Genomic DNA, 16,945 nt, shown 5'->3' on the forward strand with positions numbered 1-16,945 from the left:
CGTGCTCTGCCCACCCCGGGTGGGCAGAGCACGACTCCGCACGGGAGCGGGTCAGGCGGGCGTCAGCCGCCGGAAGCGGGCCAGGGCCAGTACCGACACCACCGGCCCGGCCGCCAGCAGCACCAGGGTCCAGCGCCAGGTGACCAGCTCGGCGAGGTAGGGCAGCGCGCTGATGGTGACCACGGTGAGCAGGAACCCGGTGGCGGTCTGCACGGTCAGTGCGGTGCCGACCCAGCGGCGGTCGGCGACCTCGCTGAGCAGCGTGGAGTACATCGCCGAGTCGGCGATCACCGCCGCGCCCCACACGCAGACGAACACCGCCAGCGCCGCCGTCGGCCACGACCACGCCCACGGGGACAGCAGGCAGCAGACCCCGCTGGTGGCCACCGCGACCGCAGCCACCGGTGCCCGCCCCCGCCGTCCGGCCAGCCAGCCGGCGAGCACGCAGCCGGCCGCACCGCACAGGCCGAAGGCCACCAGCACCAGCAGCGCCACCGTCGACGCCGACGTCCCGGGGGCCACCTCGGCCCGGGAAGCGGTCAGCCAGGCCGCCGCCCACGCCCACAGCGCGTAGAGCTCCCACATGTGGCCCAGGTAGGCGAGGTTCACCAGCCGCGGGCGGGCCGCGCGGAAGCCGTCCAGCGCCTGGGCCGCCCGCGGGGGAGTGCCGACCGCCAGGTGCGGGCCGGTGCGCAGCAGCGCCACCGCGAGCAGCCCGGCCAGCGCACCGCAGCCGGCCGCCACGAGCAGGACCGCGCGCCACTGCTCACCGATCAGCCCGACGAACAGCTGGGGGAGCAGCGACCCCAGCGTGAGCGCCCCGACCAGGACGCCGAGGGCCAGCCCGCGGCCGCGGGCGCCGAACCAGGAGGCCATCAGCTTCATGCCGATCGGGTAGACCAGCGCGAGGCCCGCCCCGGTGAGGAAGCGCAGGGCGCCACCCAGCAGCGGCCCCTCGGCGACCGTGGCCACCAGCAGCGTGCAGCCGGCCGAGCCCAGCGCCCCGGCGGCGAACAGCCGCTCCGGGCGCACCCGGTCGGCCAGCCCGGTGACCGCCGAGGTCAGCGCCCCGGCGACGAACCCCAGCTGCACGGCCACGGTCAGCGCCACCCCGCCGCCGGTGCCCAGGCCCCAGTCGGTGCGCAGCAGCGGCAGCACCGCCGAGGCGGAGAACCACACCGCCAGCGCCAGCACCTGGGTGAGCGCGATCAGCGCCAGCTGCCGGTACGGGCCGGTGCGCGGGACGTCGGTGGGTTGTGCCGGCACGCCGGTCAGGGTGCCCTGCGCCGATCCGGCCGTCGCGCCCGGCGCCCTGTGTCGCACCGAGCACCTACTCTCGGGGCATGCCCGGACCCGGACGCCAGCCCGACATGCAGCAGATCCTCAAGCAGGCGCAGCAGATGCAGCAGCAGCTCGCCGCCGCGCAGGAGGAGCTCGCCCAGACCGAGGTCACCGGGTCCGCCGGTGGCGGTCTGGTGACCGCCACGATGACCGGCAGCGGCGAGATCACCGCGCTGACCATCGCGCCGGCCGCGGTCGACCCCGGCGACGTCGAGACCCTGCAGGACCTCGTCGTCGCCGCCCTCCGCGATGCCCAGCGCGCCGTGAGCGACCTGACCGCCTCCACCATGGGGCCGCTGACCGGCGGCCTCGGCGGTGGCGGCGGCCTGGGCCTGCCCGGCTTCTGACCCACCCCGTGGGGGGGGGGGGGGGGGGGGGGGGGGGGGGGGGGGGGGGGGGGGGGGGGGGGGGGGGGGGGGGGGGGGGGGGGGGGGGGGGGGGGGGGGGGGGGGTCCTGGGGCGCGGGGGGGGCCCGCGGCGCCCCCCCCCCCCCCCCCCCCCCCCCCCCCCCCCCCCCCCCCCCCCCCCCCCCCCCCCCCCCCCCCCCCGCCCCTGTCTCTGCCCTTCCCGAGGAGAACCGTGTACGAGGGCGCTGTCCAGGACCTGATCGACGAGCTCGGACGGCTGCCCGGCGTCGGGCCCAAGAGCGCGCAGCGCATCGCCTTCCACCTGCTGGCCGCCGAGTCGGCCGACGTGGGCCGGCTGGTCGCCGCGCTGCAGCGGGTACAGGCCGAGGTTCGCTTCTGCGTGACCTGTTACAACGTCGCCGAGGGCGAGCAGTGCCGGATCTGCCGTGACCCGCGCCGCACGCTCGACGTCATCTGCGTCGTCGAGGAGCCCAAGGACGTCGTCGCGATCGAGCGCACCCGGGAGTTCCGTGGGCGCTACCACGTGCTCGGCGGCGCGATCAGCCCGATCGAGGGCATCGGCCCCGACGACCTGCGGGTCAAGGAGCTGATGACCCGGCTGATGGACGGCACGGTCACCGAGCTGATCATCGCCACCGATCCCAACCTCGAGGGTGAGGCGACCGCGGCCTACCTGGCCCGGCTGGTCGGGCCGCTGGGCCTGGCGGTCTCCCGGCTGGCCAGCGGCCTGCCGGTCGGTGGTGACCTGGAGTACGCCGACGAGGTCACCCTGGGCCGGGCCTTCGAGGGCCGCCGCCGCATCGACGCCTGACGAAGGACCCCCTTGCCCCCCACGCCTCGCAAGCTCGGCGCGGGCCCCTGCAAGGGGGCCGTTCCAGCACGTCACGCCCCCAGTGGTTGAGGGTTCCATCACAGCGGCGGGCCGGAAGTGGCGGCGGCGGAGGGCGCGGGGCACTCTGGACGGGTGGTCGAGCCGGGTTCGTTGACGCGTCGCCGCGCCATCGACCTGATGCGCGTCGCCAGCACGCTCTGACGCGTCGTCGTCCACCTCTCCTCTCGAGAGGTGCCCGGACGGCGGCCGCGCGCACGACGCCGGCCCCCGGGAAACAGTGCCCGACCGCCCGCACCTGCCCGAGGACCCGCCCATGATCGAGCTGTCCGACGTCCGCAAGGTCTTCCCCGCCCGCCGCGGTGCCGGCGAGGTGGTCGCCGTCGACGGCGTGAGCCTGTCGGTCGCCCGCGGTGAGTTCGCCGGTGTCGTCGGCCCCAGCGGCTCGGGCAAGAGCACCCTGGCCCGGCTGGTGAACCTGCTGGAGCGGCCGACGTCGGGCACGGTCACCGTCGACGGGCAGGTGCTCACCGACCTCGACGACGACGGCGTCCGCCGGGCCCGGCGCAGCGTCGGGATGATCTTCCAGCACTTCCACCTGCTCGACTCCCGCACCGCCGCCGGCAACGTCGAGCACCCGTTGGAGCTGGCCGGCGTCGGCCGCGCCGAGCGCCGCCGCCGGGTCGCCGAGCTGCTCGACCTGGTCGGGCTGGCCGACCGGCACGGCTCCCGTCCCGCGCAGCTGTCCGGCGGCCAGAAGCAGCGGGTCGCCATCGCCCGGGCACTGGCCGCCAGCCCCACCGTGCTGCTGTGCGACGAGGCGACCTCCGCGCTCGACCCGGCCAGCACCGCCGGCGTGCTCGACCTGCTGCGCACCGTCCGCGCCGAGCTCGGCCTCACCGTCCTGCTGATCACCCACGAGATGGCCGTGGTCAAGGCCGTCTGCGACAGCGCGGTGCTGATGTCGGCCGGGCGGGTGGTCGACGGCGGCCCGCTGGCCGAGGTGCTCACCCGCCCGGACTCCCCGCTGGCCGCCCAGCTGGTGCCCGCGCCCCCGGTCGACCCCGCCGCCGACGGCGACCTGGTCACGGTCACCGTCACCGACGCGGCCCCCGAGGCGCGGGTGCTGCGGGTGCTCGCCGGCGAGCTGGGGCTCTCGGTCGAGGTGGCCGGCGGTTCGGTCGAGTCCGTCGCCGGCCACCGGTTCGGCCGGCTGCTGCTCCGGGTGCAGGGCGACGACGGCGGCCGGCTGGACACCGCGCTGGCCCGGCTTCGCGCCGACGGCGCGCTGGTCGAGCGGGCCGCGCCCACCGGGCAGCGCCTCCTTCCCGGTGCGGAGGAGCCCTCCGAGGACCCCGGGCCGCCCGACGTCCAGCAGCTCGCCGACGCCCCGGAGGTGCAGCGGTGAACTGGGACCGGATCGCCCCACAGCTGGTCGACGCCACCGGCGAGACCCTCTACATGGTCGGCGTCTCCACCGTGCTCACCGTGCTGCTCGGCGTCCCGCTCGGGGTGCTGCTCACGGTGACCGCGCCGGGCGCGCTGGCGCCGCACCCGCTGCTGAACCGGGTGCTCGGCCTGGTGGTCAACCTCGGCCGTTCGCTGCCGTTCATCATCCTGCTGGTGCTGGTCGCCCCGGTCACCCGCGGCATCGTGGGGACGACGATCGGGTCGACCGCGACGATCGTGCCGCTGACCATCGGCGCCGTCCCGTTCCTGGCCCGGCTGGTCGAGACGAGCCTGCGCGAGGTGGCGCACGGCAAGGTCGAGGCCACCCTCGCCATGGGCGCCCGCCGGCGCGACGTCGTCCGCACCGTGCTGCTGCCCGAGGCGCTGCCGTCCGTGGTCGCCGGCGTCACCGTCACCGTCGTCGCGCTGATCAGCTACTCGGCGATGGCCGGGGCGATCGGCGGCGGTGGGCTCGGCGACTTCGCCATCCGCTACGGCTACCAGCAGTTCCGCACCGACATCACCGTGGTCACCGTCGTGGTGCTGCTCGCCGTCGTCCAGGCCCTGCAGTGGGCCGGCGACCGCTGGGCCCGCCGCCTCGCCCACGCCTGAACCCCACCCGACCGAGCAACGAAAGAGGACCCCCATGCGCGCCAAGCTCGCCCTGACCGCCGCCGCGGTCACCACCGCCGTCACCCTCACCGCCTGCGGCGGCGGTGAGGCGGAGCTGTCCGGTGCCGACGAGCCGTTGCAGGTCGGCGCCTCGCCGGTGCCGCACGCGGAGATCCTGCGCTACATCGACGAGGAGCTGGCCGACGACGCCGGCCTGGACCTGGAGATCGTCGAGTTCACCGACTACGTGCAGCCGAACACCGCGCTGGAGGACGGGTCGATCGACGCGAACTACTTCCAGACGATCCCCTACCTGGAGGAGCAGGAGGCCAGCGCCGGGTACGACTTCACCCCGCTGGCGCCGGTGCACATCGAGCCGCTGGGCATCTACTCCGAGTCGCTGACCGACCTGGCCGCGCTGCCCGACGGCGCGACGGTGGCGATCCCCAACGACCCGACGAACGCCGGGCGGGCGCTGCGGCTGCTGGCCGACAACGACCTGATCACGCTGGCCGACACCGGGGACTCCGCGCCTACCGCGCTGGACGTCGAGGAGAACCCGAAGAACCTGGAGATCACCGAGATCGAGGCCGCGCAGCTGCCCCGCTCGCTGACCGACGTCGACGCCGCGGTGATCAACGGCAACTACGCCATCGACGCCGACCTGGTGCCGGCCGAGGACGCGCTGGCGCTGGAGGAGGCCGAGGGCAACCCCAACGCCAACCTGCTCGTGGTGCGCACCGGCACCGAGGACGACGAGCGGATCCAGCAGCTGGAGGAGCTGCTGCACTCCGACGAGGTCCGCACCTTCATCGAGGAGACCTACGAGGGCGCGGTCATCCCCGCGTTCTGATCCGGTGCGCGGCCGGCCCGGGGACGCCGGGTCGGCCGCCTCACCCCTGGACGACGACGTCGTCGCCGGAGCGCACCGCCCGGCGGACCCGCAGCCGGGCCACCTGGCCGAACCAGCGCACCAGCGTGGTGTAGCCCGGGGTCGGGCCGTGCCAGCCGAGGAAGCCGCGCGGGCCGGTGACCATCTCCCCGGTGGAGGTGTCGTAGCGGGACTGGTGCCACGGGCACACCAGGCAGCCCTCGGCGTCGACGGTGCCCTCGGCCAGGTCGGCGAGCTGGTGGCGGCAGCGCCGGGAGACGGCGGACAGCCGGTCGCCGGTGTTGACCACCGCCCACGGTCCGGCGGGGCGGACGGCGCCCGGTGGCAGGTCGGCGGCAGGAACGCGGTCGGGCACGGGGCCTCCTGGTCTCGGTGGGTGCCCGGGCACCTACCCACGGCAGCGACACGGGAGACCTCCGCGGGACGATCGGCTGATCGGGTCCGCCGGCCCCCGGAACCGTCGGACCCCGGCGAGACGGTCGCCTCCTCCCACACCCCCTTGGAGGAGCGATGCCCACCCGGAACACCCCCTGGCCCGCCGGCACCCCGTGCTGGGTCGACCTGGCCACCCCCGACGTCGACGCCGCCCGCGCGTTCTACGCGGGGTTCCTCGACTGGACCTACGCCGATCCGGGCCCCGACGCCGGCGGCTACCTGTTCTGCCTGCGGGACGGGCACGAGGCCGCCGGGCTCGGCCCCCAGCAGGACCCGGCCGACCCGCCCCGCTGGACGACGTACTTCGCCACCGACGACGCCGACGCCACGGCGGCCCAGGTGTCCGCGGCGGGGGGCAGCGTGCTCGCCCCGCCGATGGACGTCGGCCCGGCCGGCCGGATGGCGATCGCCGCCGATCCGCAGGGCAACCCGTTCGGGCTGTGGCAGGCCGGCACCACCACCGGCCTGGAGATCTACAACGAGCCCGGCGCGGTGGTCTGGAACGAGGTCGCCGTCGACGACCCGGCTGCGGCGCGGGAGTTCTACGCCGCGGTATTCGGCTTCCGGTGGGAGGAGATCCCCGACGCCGGCGGCTACTGCACCTTCGCCACCGAGGAGCACCCGCTGGGCGGGCTCGGCGGCGTCACCCCCGGAGTGCCGCGCGGCTGGCTGACGGCCTTCGCCGTGGCCGCCACCGACGCTGCGGTCACCGCGGTCGAGGCCGGGGGCGGGAAGGTGCTGATGCCGGCCGAGGACACCCCCTACGGCCGGGTCGCCGTGCTCGCCGACCCGCAGGGCGCGGCGTTCTCGGTGATGCAGGACCTCGGCGGCTGACGGACGCACCGGTCAGGACCTGACATCCGGCACCTGTCCGGCGCCGGCCGCGACCGGCAGGGTCGGGACAGGCGTCGCCGGGCGGGTCCGGTCCCGGACCGTGGGACGGCGCCGGGCCTGAGGGGAACCGGTGCGATGCGTGACCTCCTGCTGTCGACGCACGTCCTGCTGGGAGTGGGTGGGCTGCTCCTCGGCCCGGTCTGGCTGGCCGCCCGGCGGTCCGGTCGCCGGGCGCGAGGAGCAGCCCGCGCCTACCAGGCCGCCGTCGCGGGGGTGGCCGTCTCGGCGGTGGCCCTGGCGGTGACGGCGTCCGGCCTGGGCTGGCTGGTGCCGGTGGCGGTCGGCACCGAGGTGCTCGCGGTCACCGGGGCGCTGGCCCGCCGCCGGAACTGGTCCGGCTGGCGCAGCTGGCAGCCGCACCTGCTCGGCGGCTCCTACATCGCACTGGTCACCGGAGTGCTGATTGCCGAGACCGGCAACCCGGTCTTCTGGGTGCTGCCGGCGCTGGTCGGGCAGGTCCCCATCGCGGTGGCCAAGCGGCGGCTGCACGCGCCGGTGGAGCCCGGCACGCCGGTCACAGCCTGATCAGCCACGATGGGGACATGCGCCCGTCCGTACGATCCCTGACCGTCGGCGTCCTCGGTGCGGCCGGCGTGCTGCTCGGTGCCGGGCCGGCCCTCGCCATCGAGCCGTTCGCCCCGACCGAGCAGCTCGTCGACCAGGCGGACGTGCTCAGCCCCGCGGAGGAGGCGGAGGTCGAGTCGGCGTTGCAGGACCTGCAGACCGAGGACGGCACCCAGCTCTACGTCGTCTATGTCGAGGACTTCAGCGGGATGGACGGCGACCAGTGGGCCGAGCAGGCCTTCCGGGAGGCCGGCCTGGGCAACAACGACATCTTGTTCGCGGCTACGACGGACACCCAGCCAGGACGCGACGGCTACTCCGTCGGCGGTCAGTCGCCCGTCACCGAGGCAGGGCTCAACGACCTGGTCAGCCGCCAGGTCGAACCGCAGCTCGGCTCGGACGACTGGGCCGAGGGGGCCATCACCCTCGCCGAGGGCATCCGCTCGGGCGAGGCCGCTGATGGGAGCGGTGTCGCCGGCGGAGACGGTGGTGGTGGGGGCGCGCTCGCCGTGCTGGTCGGGATCGCCGTGATCGGCGGTGGCGGTTACGCCCTGGTGCGCAGCCGGCAGCGCAAGAAGCAGCGGGCGGCCCAGGAGCGGGCGGCCGCGGAGCGTGCCGCCGCCGAGGCGGCCGCGCGCGATCCGCACCACGGCACCCCGACCGAGCAGCTCATGTTCCGGGCCAGCGAGGAGCTGCTGGCCCTCGACGAAGCGGTCAAGACCTCCGAGCTCGACCTCGCCTACGCCCGCTCCCAGTACGGCGAGCAGCCGGTCACCGGGTTCCAGGAGGCGCTGGACGCCTCCAAGGCCGAGCTGTCCCGGGCCTTCGGCATCCGCCAGGAGCTCGACGACGACATCCCCGAGGACGAGCCCACCCAGCGCCGCATGCTCACCGAGCTGCTGCAGCTGACCGCCGCAGCGTCCGCCCGGCTGGACTCCCAGTCGGAGGCCTACGCCCGGCTGCGGCACCTCGAGGAGTCCGCGCCCGAGGCGTTGGCCGCGCTCCGCCCGATGGTCGACGGGGTGCGGGCCCGGCTGCCCGAGGCCGAGCGCACGCTCGCCGACCTGCAGCAGCGGTACGCCCGCAGCGCCTGGTCGCCGGTCGCCGACAACGTGTCCGAGGCGCAGGCGCGCGCCGAGCTCGCCGAGCAGGCGCTCGCGCACGGCCGCTCCGAGCTCGACGAGGGGCGCTCCGCGGCGGCCGTCCCGGCGGTCCGCGCCGCCGAGGACGCGCTGGCCCAGGCCCGAACGCTGCTGGACTCGGTCGGCCGGGTGTCCCGCGAGCTGGCCGAGGCGGGCGACCGGTTCACCGCCGTGCGCGTGGAGACCGAGAAGGACATCGCCGAGGCCCAGGCGCTGCTCGGCCGGGGCGTGGACACCCCGGGCCTGCGCGAGCAGCTGGCCCGGGCGGAGAGTGCGCTCGCCGCCGCCACCACCCAGTGGCAGCCGCGCGACGGTGCGCTGCCCGACCCGCTGGCGGTCGTGCGCCAGCTCGACGAGGCCGACCTGGCGCTGGAGGCCGCCCTCGAGCCGGCGCGGGACCTGCGCCAGCAACAGCAGCGCGCGGCCGCCCACCTGCAGCAGGCGGTGCGGGCGGCGGACACCTCGATCGCGGTCGCCGAGGACTTCATCGCCACCCGCCGCGGGGCCGTCGGCAGCGTCGCCCGCACCCGGCTCGCCGAGGCTGATCGGACCCTGGACGCCGCCTCGCGCGCGGCCGCGAGCGACCCGGTGGCGGCGCTGCGGTCGGCCCAGCGGGCCGACGCCCTCGCCCGGCAGGCGCTCACCCAGGCCCAGCAGGACGTCGAGGACTACATGTCCGGCGGCTACGGGGGCGGCGGGTACGGCGGCGGCTACCGCCGCGGCTACGGCGGCGGGGGCTTCGGCGGCGGGTTCGCCGGGGGCATGGCCGGCGGGATGCTCGGCGGCATCCTGCTCGGGGGCCTCGGTGGCGGCTACGGCGGCGGCTTCGGCGGCGGGGGCGGTGGTGGCGGCTTCAGCGGGGGCGGCAGCTTCGGCGGCGACGGGGGCTTCAGCGGCGGCGGCAGCTTCTGAGGACGCCGAGGGGTCCCGACTCCACCAGACGGTGGACGTGACCTTGCCCTCAGGTGAACGGCAGCGGGGTCACAACACAATCACAGGTGGAGTGACTCCATCCCGGCTGGTGGGAAGCGTGTGTCAGTCTGCATCTCCCATGACCACAGGCGGCCGGGGTCTGGCGCCTGTGCGCCGGCCGGGCCGCCTGGACGAAGAACGAGGTGGCGGATGAACTCCGTGTCCAGGAGCGGCCGGCGTGCGCTGGTCGCGACGGCGGGCATCACGGCGACGGCGCTCGCGCTGGCGGCGTGCGGTGGCGGCAGTGACGACGGCGGCTCCGGTGGGGGCGGCGGCGAATCGCTGATCATCGGGACCAGCGACAAGATCACCACGATCGACCCGGCCGGTTCGTACGACAACGGCTCTTTCGCCGTGATGAACCAGGTCTACCCGTTCCTGATGAACACCCCGCTGGGCAGCCCGGACGTCGAGCCCGACATCGCCGAGTCCGCGGAGTTCACCTCGCCGACGCAGTACACGGTCACCCTCAAGCCGAGCCTCACCTTCGCCAACGGCAACGAGCTGACCTCCTCCGACGTCAAGTTCACCTTCGACCGCATGGTCGCGATCAACGACGAGAGCGGCCCGGCGTCCCTGCTGTACAACCTGGACAGCGTCGAGACCCCGGACGAGCAGACCGTGGTGTTCAACCTGAAGTCCGAGAACGACCAGGTCTTCCCGCAGATCCTGTCCAGCCCGGCCGGCCCGATCGTCGACGAGGACGTCTTCTCCGCCGACGCGCTCACCCCGGACCAGGAGATCGTCGACGGCCAGGCCTTCGCCGGCCCGTACACGATCACCGACTACGACCAGAACAACCTGGTCTCCTACGAGGCATTCGACGGCTACGAGGGTCTCCTCGGCGCCCCGAAGACCGACGAGGTCAGCGTCCGCTACTACGCCGACGCCTCGAACCTGAAGCTGGACGTGCAGGAGGGCAACATCGACGTCGCCTTCCGCAGCCTGAGCGCGACCGACGTCGAGGACCTGCGCGGCAACGACGACGTCCAGGTCGTCGACGGCCCCGGCGGCGAGATCCGCTACATCGTCTTCAACTTCAACACCCAGCCCTACGGCGCGACGACGCCGGAGGCCGACCCGGCCAAGGCGCTGGCCGTGCGCCAGGCGGTGGCCAGCCTGATCGACCGCGAGGAGCTGGCCGAGCAGGTCTACAAGGGCACCTACACCCCGCTGTACTCCTTCGTGCCCGAGGGCCTGACCGGCGCCGTCCAGCCGCTGCAGGAGAAGTACGGCGACGGCGAGGGCGGCCCGGACGCCGAGGCCGCGGCGCAGCTGCTGCAGGCCGCCGGCGTGCAGACCCCCGTGCAGCTGAACCTGCAGTACTCCAACGACCACTACGGCCCGTCCTCAGGTGACGAGTACGCGCTGATCAAGGACCAGCTGGAGTCCTCCGGGCTGTTCAGCGTCGACCTGCAGACCACGGAGTGGACGCAGTACTCCGAACAGCGCACCGCCGACGTCTACCCGGCCTACCAGCTGGGCTGGTTCCCGGACTACTCCGACGCCGACAACTACCTGACGCCGTTCTTTCAGACGGAGAACTTCCTGGGCAACCACTACTCGAACCCGCAGGTGGACGAGCTGATCCTGCAGCAGGCGACGACGGCCGACCCGGCCGAGCGTCAGGCCCTGATCGAGCAGATCCAGGAGCTGGTGGCCGACGACCTGTCGACCGTCCCCTACCTGCAGGGCGCCCAGGTGGCCGTCACCGGCACCGACGTCGACGGCGCCCAGGACACCCTGGACCCGTCGTTCAAGTTCCGGTACGGCGCCCTCTCCAAGGGCTGACCACCCCGCACCACCCCGGCCCCGGGCGGCCCGCACCTCGCGGGGCGCCCGGGGCCGGGCACGTCCGGCCGTCCCCCGACGGCCGTCTGATGGACTGGGAGCGATGACCACGACCTCCGAGCTGGCCGGGAACGCCACCGAGCCGGCCGCACCACCCGCGAGCCGCCGGCGTCGCACCAGCGGCGGCGGACTGGGGAGCTACCTCCTCGTCCGCTTCCTGCTGATCTTCCCGACGATCTTCATCCTGGTGACGACCGTCTTCTTCCTGATGCGCGCCACCGGTGACCCGATCACCGCCGCGCTCGGCGGCCGGCTGCCGGCCGACCAGCTGCAGGAGCGGATCCGGGAGGCCGGCTACGACCGGCCGCTGTTCACCCAGTACCTCGAGTACCTGGGCAACGTCGTCAGCGGCGACTTCGGCACCACGCTCAGCGACCGGCGCCCGGTCACCGAGGTGCTCACCACGTTCGGTGCCGCCACCTTGGAGCTGACCTTCTACGCGCTGCTGGTCGCCTTCGTGGTCGGCATCCCGTTGGGGCAGCTGGCCGCCTACATGCGCGACCGCGCCCCCGACGCGATGCTCCGGGTCTTCGCGATCCTCTGCTACGCCACCCCGGTGTTCTTCGCCGGCCTGCTGCTCAAGCTCGTGTTCGCCGTCCAGCTGGACTGGCTCCCGGTCGCCGGGCGTGCCTCCACCCGGACCGAGATCGAGCTGCAGCGGCTGGACGGGCAGACCGGCATCTACCTGATCGACGCGATCCGCACCGGCGACCCCGACGTGATCATCGACGTGCTGCAGCACGCCGTCCTGCCCGCGGTCGCCCTGGGCCTGCTCACCGCCGGGGTCTTCCTCCGCCTGGTGCGCACCAACGTGATCGGCACGCTGGGCAGCGGCTACGTCGAGGCCGCCCGCTCGCGCGGCGTCGGGGAGTACCGGCTGCTGCGCAAGCACGCCTACCGTCCCGCGCTGATCCCGATCATCACCGTCATCGGCATGCAGATCGCCATGCTGATGGCCGGCGCGGTGCTCACCGAGACCACCTTCGAGTGGAAGGGCCTGGGCTTCCAGCTCGCCCAGTACCTGCAGTCCCGCGACTTCGTCGCCGTGCAGGGCATCGTCGCGCTGCTGGCGGTCATCGTCGCGGTCACCAACTTCGTCGTCGACGTGATCGCCGCGCTCATCGACCCCCGGGTGAGGTACTGAGATGGCCACCGCCACCGCACCCACCGGCCGCCACCGGACGTGGCGGCAGCTACCCGTCGTCCACCAGCTGCGGCAGAGCGTCGGCCTGCAGCGCGGCATGCTCGTGGCCGGGCTGGTCCTCGCCGGCGTCTTCCTGCTCACCGCGGTCTTCGCGCCGCTGCTGGCGCCCTACGGGTTCAGCCAGCTGCGGAACGCGCAGGGCGCCTTCGGCGCGCAGCAGTCGCCGTCGGCCGAGCACTGGCTCGGCACCACCGTCGGCGGCTACGACGTGCTGTCCCGGGTGATCTGGGGCTCCCGTACGGCGCTGTACGTCATCGTCGTCGCGGTCGCCCTGTCGCTGGTCCTGGGCGTGCTGCTGGGCCTGGTCTCCGGCTACTTCGGCGGCTGGCTGGACCGGGTGCTGGTGGTCATCGCCGACGCGGTCTACGCCTTCCCCCCGCTGCTGCTGGCGATCATCGTGGCCATCGTCATCAGCGGTGGACGGTCCGACCTCTGGGGCGGGATCCTCGCCGCCGCCATCTCGATCACCGTGGTCTTCATCCCGCAGTACTTCCGGGTGGTGCGCGCGGAGACGGTGCGGATCAAGTCCGAGGCGTTCGTCGAGTCCGCGCGGGTGATCGGCGCCAGCAACCAGCGGATCATGCTGCGGCACGTGCTGCGCAACGCCACCCGCACGCTGCCGCTGATCCTCACGCTCAACGCCTCCGAGGCGATCCTCACCCTCGCCGGGCTGGGCTTCCTCGGCTTCGGCATCGAGCCGACCGAGGCGGCCGAGTGGGGCTTCGACCTCAACCGGGCGCTGTCGGACGTGACCAGCGGTATCTGGTGGACCGCGCTGTTCCCGGGCCTGGCGATCGTGCTGGTGGTACTCGGGCTGACGCTGGTCGGGGAGAGCCTCAACGACCTCGCCGACCCGCGGCTGCGCACCCGCCGCCGGGCGGCCCAGCAGCAGCAGCCCGAGGGGCTGGCCGAGGTCTCCGCGGTGCCCGGCGGCGCGCTCAGCGCCGGGCCGGGGGGCGTCGACGGGCTCGAGGACCAGGGGCACGGGGATCAGGGGCCCGAGGAGCAGGGACGGGGAGACCGGGCATGAGCACAACCACCACGAACGCGACCGGACCGGGCAGCGGCGACGTCGTGGAGATCCGCGACCTCGCGGTCTCCTTCGCCACCGACGCCGGCACCGTGGCCGCCGTCCGGGACGTCTCGCTGTCGGTGGCCGCCGGTGAGGTGCTGGCCATCGTCGGGGAGAGCGGCAGCGGGAAGACCGTCACCGCGCGCACCATCCTGGGCCTGTTGCCGGAGACGGCCACCGCGCGCGGCGCGGTCGTGCTGCGCAGCCGGGACGGCGGGAGCTCGCACGACGTCGTCACGCTGCGGGGCAGCCAGCTGCGCGAGGTCCGCGGCCAGGACGCCGCGATGGTGTTCCAGGAGCCCTCGACGGCGCTCAACCCGGTCTACCCGGTGGGCTGGCAGATCACCGAGGGGCTGCGCGCGCACGGCAAGCTCAGCAAGGCCGAGGCCCGGGCCAAGGCGGTCGACGTGCTGCGCCGGGTGGGCATCCCCGACCCGGAGACCCGGATCGACCACTACCCGCACCAGTTCTCCGGCGGGCAGAAGCAGCGCATCGTCATCGCCCAGGCGCTGGTGCTCGACCCCGGCGTGATCGTCGCCGACGAGCCGACCACCGCCCTGGACGTCACCGTGCAGGCGGAGATCCTCGACCTGCTGCGCCGCTGCCGCGACGACTTCGGCGCCGCGATCGTGCTGATCACCCACAACATGGGGGTGGTCGCCGACCTCGCCGACCGGGTCGCGGTCATGTACCGGGGCGAGCTGGTCGAGCAGGCCGACGTCCGCACGCTGTTCGCGTCGCCGAAGGAGCCCTACACCCAGCAGCTGCTGGCCGCCGTCCCGCGGCTGGGCGGTGGCTCGGTGAACGCCCGGGCGCGCGCCGAGCGGCGGGCGCCGGGCTGGGCCGAGACCACCCCGGTGGTCGCGGCGCGGGACCTGCGGATCGTCTACCCCGGCCGGCTGCGCAAACCGGACTTCACCGCCGTCGACGGCGTCAGCTTCGACATCCGGCCCGGCGAGGTGCTGGGGCTGGTGGGGGAGAGCGGTAGCGGCAAGACCACCATCGGGCGCGCGATCGCCGGGCTCACCCGGGTCAGCGGCGGGTCGCTGCAGGTGCTGGGCACCGAGATGAACGGGATGAAGGAGCGCACCTTCCGTCCCGTGCGCGAGCGGATCGGGTTCGTCTTCCAGGACCCGGCGACCAGCTTCAACCCGCTGCTCACCATCGCCGACGCGGTCGCCGAGCCGCTGGTGGTGCACAAGCGGGCGAAGGACCCCCGCGCCGCCCGCCGGCGGGTCGACGAGCTGCTGGAGGCGGTGCAGCTGCCCAAGGCATTCGGCGACCGGTACCCGCACGAGCTCTCCGGCGGTCAGCGGCAGCGGGCCAGCCTGGCCCGCGCGCTGGCGCTGGACCCGGAGCTGCTCATCGCCGACGAGCCGACCTCGGCCCTGGACGTCTCGGTGCAGGCGCGGGTGCTGGAGCTCTTCGCCGACCTGCAGCGGGAGCTGGGGTTCGCGGCGCTGTTCATCAGCCACGACCTGGCCGTCGTCGACCTGCTGGCCGACCGGATCGCGGTGCTGCTGCGCGGCCGACTGGTCGAGGAGGGCACGGGAGCGGAGGTGCTCGGGGCGCCGCAACACCCCTACACCCGGCGGCTGCTGGCGTCGCTGCCGGTGCCTGACCCCGACCAGCAGGCCGCCCGTCGCGCCGAGTGGGAACGGCTGCGCGCCGACACGTGAGCCCCACCCCTCGCTCTCGGCGTGGCAACCGAGGCGCCGCCCTTCGCTCTCCGAGCGGGAAGCGAAGGGCGGTCCGGCGCATCGGGCTGTTCCGGTACGACTGCGTCTTGCGCCCGGGCGCTCCGGCGGTGCAGAGTGTGACCGCTCCCACACATTTCGCTGCGTGCGCGTTCGTGCGGTGTGGGAGCGCTCTCACGGGTTCACCGTGGGTCCACCGACGACAGGACGACGATGTTCTCGACCTCCCGACCCCGCAGGCGGGCCACCCTGCTGGCGGTCTCCGCAGCGCTCACGGCCGGAGCACTGACCACGGTCTCCCCGGCGACGGCCGCCCCCGCTGCGCCGCCCGTCGCCGCCCCCGACCAGCCGCCGGCGCTGCTGGCCCCCGAAGCGGCGGCCCTCCCCGCCGACACGGCGTTCTACACCCCCGAGCCCGACCGCGGTGCCCAGCGGCAGATCAGCGAGGCCCGCCGGGCCGGGCACTTCGCCGAGGCCGGCCTCATCGAGGCCGAGGTGAACACCCCCCAGGCGGTGTGGCTCACCGGGGGCACCCCGGCCGAGGTCCGCTCGGAGGCCCAGCGCGCCGTGCTGATGGCCAAGGCGAAGAAGACCGTGCCGACGCTGGTCGTCTACAACGTCCCCGGCCGGGACTGCTCGCAGTACTCCGCCGGTGGCGCCGCGAACGACGCGGCCTACCGCGCCTGGGCCGACGGCGTCGCCGCCGGGATCGGCAAGGGTGGCGCGGTGACGGTGGTCATCGAGCCGGACGGCCTGGCGCTGATGCCCAGTGACTGCCCCGCCGGCACCTACCCCGCCGGCTCGGAGCCGACCGACGAGGGGCGCCTCGCCGACATCACCTACGTCGGGCAGGCGATCGAGCGGGCCAACCCCCAGGCCCTGGTCTACCTCGACGCCGGCCACAGCAGCTGGCACGACGTCGCCAGCATCTCCGAGCGGCTGGTCCGCGCCCAGGTGCAGCAGTTCCAGGGCTTCGCGCTGAACACGTCGAACTACCAGTACACGCCGAACCTGGAGCACTACGGCACCTGGATCTCCTCCTGCGTCACCTACGTGACCGTCGTGCAGGTCGGCGACTACGCCAACTGCGGCGACCAGTACTGGAGCGGGGGGCCGGCCAACGCCTTCACCGGCGTTGCCCTGGACCCGACGAAGGAGTGGAGCGACACGGCCGCCGACCCGACGGCGAACACCGCCGGGGTCACCTCCCGGTACGCCAGCGTGCTGGGCGGCGCCCAGCCGACCGAGCACTTCGTGCTGGACACCAGCCGCAACGGTCAGGGGCCGTGGGCTCCGCCCGCCGGCACCTACCCGGACCCGCAGACCTGGTGCAACCCGCCCGGCCGCGGCCTGGGGGAGACCCCGCGCGCCGTGCCGGACGAGGAGTTCCCGCTGCTGGACGCCTACCTCTGGGTGAAGACGCCCGGGCAGTCCGACGGCCAGTGCAACCGCGGCATCGCCGGCTCCACCACCGACCCGGAGTGGGGCGGCATCGTCGACCCGGCCGCGGGGGCGTGGTTCCCGGAGCAGGCGCTGGAACTGGCGCGGCTGGCCGTCCCGGTGCTGCGCTGAGCTGAGCAGGTCCCGGCCGCCCCGCCCCCGTGGCGGGGCGGCCGGGCCCGT

The 16,945-nt window shown here is 74.3% G+C and carries 15 protein-coding genes; 13 read left to right on the forward strand and 2 right to left on the reverse strand.

Going from position 1 to position 16,945, the window contains the following annotated elements; all coding sequences use genetic code 11:
- Positions 1-51: 51 nt before the first annotated feature.
- The gene (locus tag ACI795_RS17650) at positions 52-1,266 is read right to left on the reverse strand and encodes an MFS transporter (protein ID WP_457076877.1); all 1,215 of its coding nucleotides are present in this window, start codon (positions 1,264-1,266) and stop codon (positions 52-54) included.
- Between the two features lie 77 nt (positions 1,267-1,343).
- Between ACI795_RS17650 and ACI795_RS17655 the strand changes: the two genes are divergently transcribed.
- From ACI795_RS17655 to ACI795_RS17675, 5 genes are all read left to right on the forward strand, one after another.
- Positions 1,344-1,688, forward strand: a complete 345-nt coding sequence (locus ACI795_RS17655) for a YbaB/EbfC family nucleoid-associated protein (protein ID WP_457076878.1) — start codon at positions 1,344-1,346, stop codon at positions 1,686-1,688.
- A 232-nt stretch (positions 1,689-1,920) separates the two neighbouring features.
- Entirely contained in the window at positions 1,921-2,520 is a 600-nt protein-coding gene (gene recR / locus ACI795_RS17660; protein WP_457076879.1) for a recombination mediator RecR, read from the forward strand.
- 334 nt (positions 2,521-2,854) lie between these two features.
- Positions 2,855-3,946 carry a methionine ABC transporter ATP-binding protein gene (locus ACI795_RS17665; RefSeq protein ID WP_457076880.1) on the forward strand — a complete coding sequence of 364 codons (1,092 nt, stop codon included), beginning with the start codon at positions 2,855-2,857 and terminating at the stop codon, positions 3,944-3,946.
- Positions 3,943-4,599: a methionine ABC transporter permease gene (locus tag ACI795_RS17670; protein WP_457076881.1), complete on the forward strand. Its 657-nt coding sequence runs from the start codon at positions 3,943-3,945 to the stop codon at positions 4,597-4,599. Before ACI795_RS17665 ends, ACI795_RS17670 begins: the two co-directional genes overlap by 4 nt.
- 34 nt (positions 4,600-4,633) lie before the next feature.
- A complete protein-coding gene (locus tag ACI795_RS17675; RefSeq protein WP_457076883.1) occupies positions 4,634-5,452 on the forward strand; it encodes a MetQ/NlpA family ABC transporter substrate-binding protein in 819 nt (272 codons plus the stop codon).
- Between the two features lie 40 nt (positions 5,453-5,492).
- Here ACI795_RS17675 and ACI795_RS17680 read toward each other — a convergent pair whose 3' ends face one another.
- On the reverse strand, positions 5,493-5,846 hold the full coding sequence (locus ACI795_RS17680; protein WP_457076885.1) for a Rieske (2Fe-2S) protein: 354 nt from the start codon (positions 5,844-5,846) through the stop codon (positions 5,493-5,495).
- Between the two features lie 155 nt (positions 5,847-6,001).
- Here ACI795_RS17680 and ACI795_RS17685 point away from each other — a divergent pair, with 155 nt between their 5' ends.
- The 8 genes from ACI795_RS17685 (at position 6,002) to ACI795_RS17720 (ending at position 16,894) form a co-directional block, all read left to right on the forward strand.
- Positions 6,002-6,760 carry a VOC family protein gene (locus tag ACI795_RS17685; protein WP_457076886.1) on the forward strand — a complete coding sequence of 253 codons (759 nt, stop codon included), beginning with the start codon at positions 6,002-6,004 and terminating at the stop codon, positions 6,758-6,760.
- 135 nt (positions 6,761-6,895) lie between these two features.
- Positions 6,896-7,345, forward strand: coding sequence for a hypothetical protein (locus tag ACI795_RS17690; RefSeq protein WP_457076887.1), 450 nt, complete (start codon positions 6,896-6,898; stop codon positions 7,343-7,345).
- Between the two features lie 17 nt (positions 7,346-7,362).
- Entirely contained in the window at positions 7,363-9,438 is a 2,076-nt protein-coding gene (locus ACI795_RS17695) for a TPM domain-containing protein (protein WP_457076888.1), read from the forward strand.
- A gap of 210 nt (positions 9,439-9,648) precedes the next feature.
- Positions 9,649-11,289 (forward strand): ABC transporter substrate-binding protein, encoded by a 1,641-nt coding sequence (locus tag ACI795_RS17700; RefSeq protein WP_457076889.1) that lies wholly within the window; start codon positions 9,649-9,651, stop codon positions 11,287-11,289.
- 103 nt (positions 11,290-11,392) lie between these two features.
- Positions 11,393-12,493: an ABC transporter permease gene (locus ACI795_RS17705; protein WP_457076890.1), complete on the forward strand. Its 1,101-nt coding sequence runs from the start codon at positions 11,393-11,395 to the stop codon at positions 12,491-12,493.
- A gap of 1 nt (position 12,494) precedes the next feature.
- On the forward strand, positions 12,495-13,583 hold the full coding sequence (locus ACI795_RS17710; protein WP_457076891.1) for an ABC transporter permease: 1,089 nt from the start codon (positions 12,495-12,497) through the stop codon (positions 13,581-13,583).
- Positions 13,580-15,304, forward strand: coding sequence for a dipeptide ABC transporter ATP-binding protein (locus ACI795_RS17715; protein WP_457076892.1), 1,725 nt, complete (start codon positions 13,580-13,582; stop codon positions 15,302-15,304). Before ACI795_RS17710 ends, ACI795_RS17715 begins: the two co-directional genes overlap by 4 nt.
- Before the next feature lie 231 nt (positions 15,305-15,535).
- A complete protein-coding gene (locus tag ACI795_RS17720) occupies positions 15,536-16,894 on the forward strand; it encodes a glycoside hydrolase family 6 protein (RefSeq protein ID WP_457076893.1) in 1,359 nt (452 codons plus the stop codon).
- The last annotated feature ends 51 nt before the right edge of the window (positions 16,895-16,945 follow it).

The sequence above is a fragment of the Modestobacter sp. SYSU DS0290 genome (assembly GCF_054050955.1).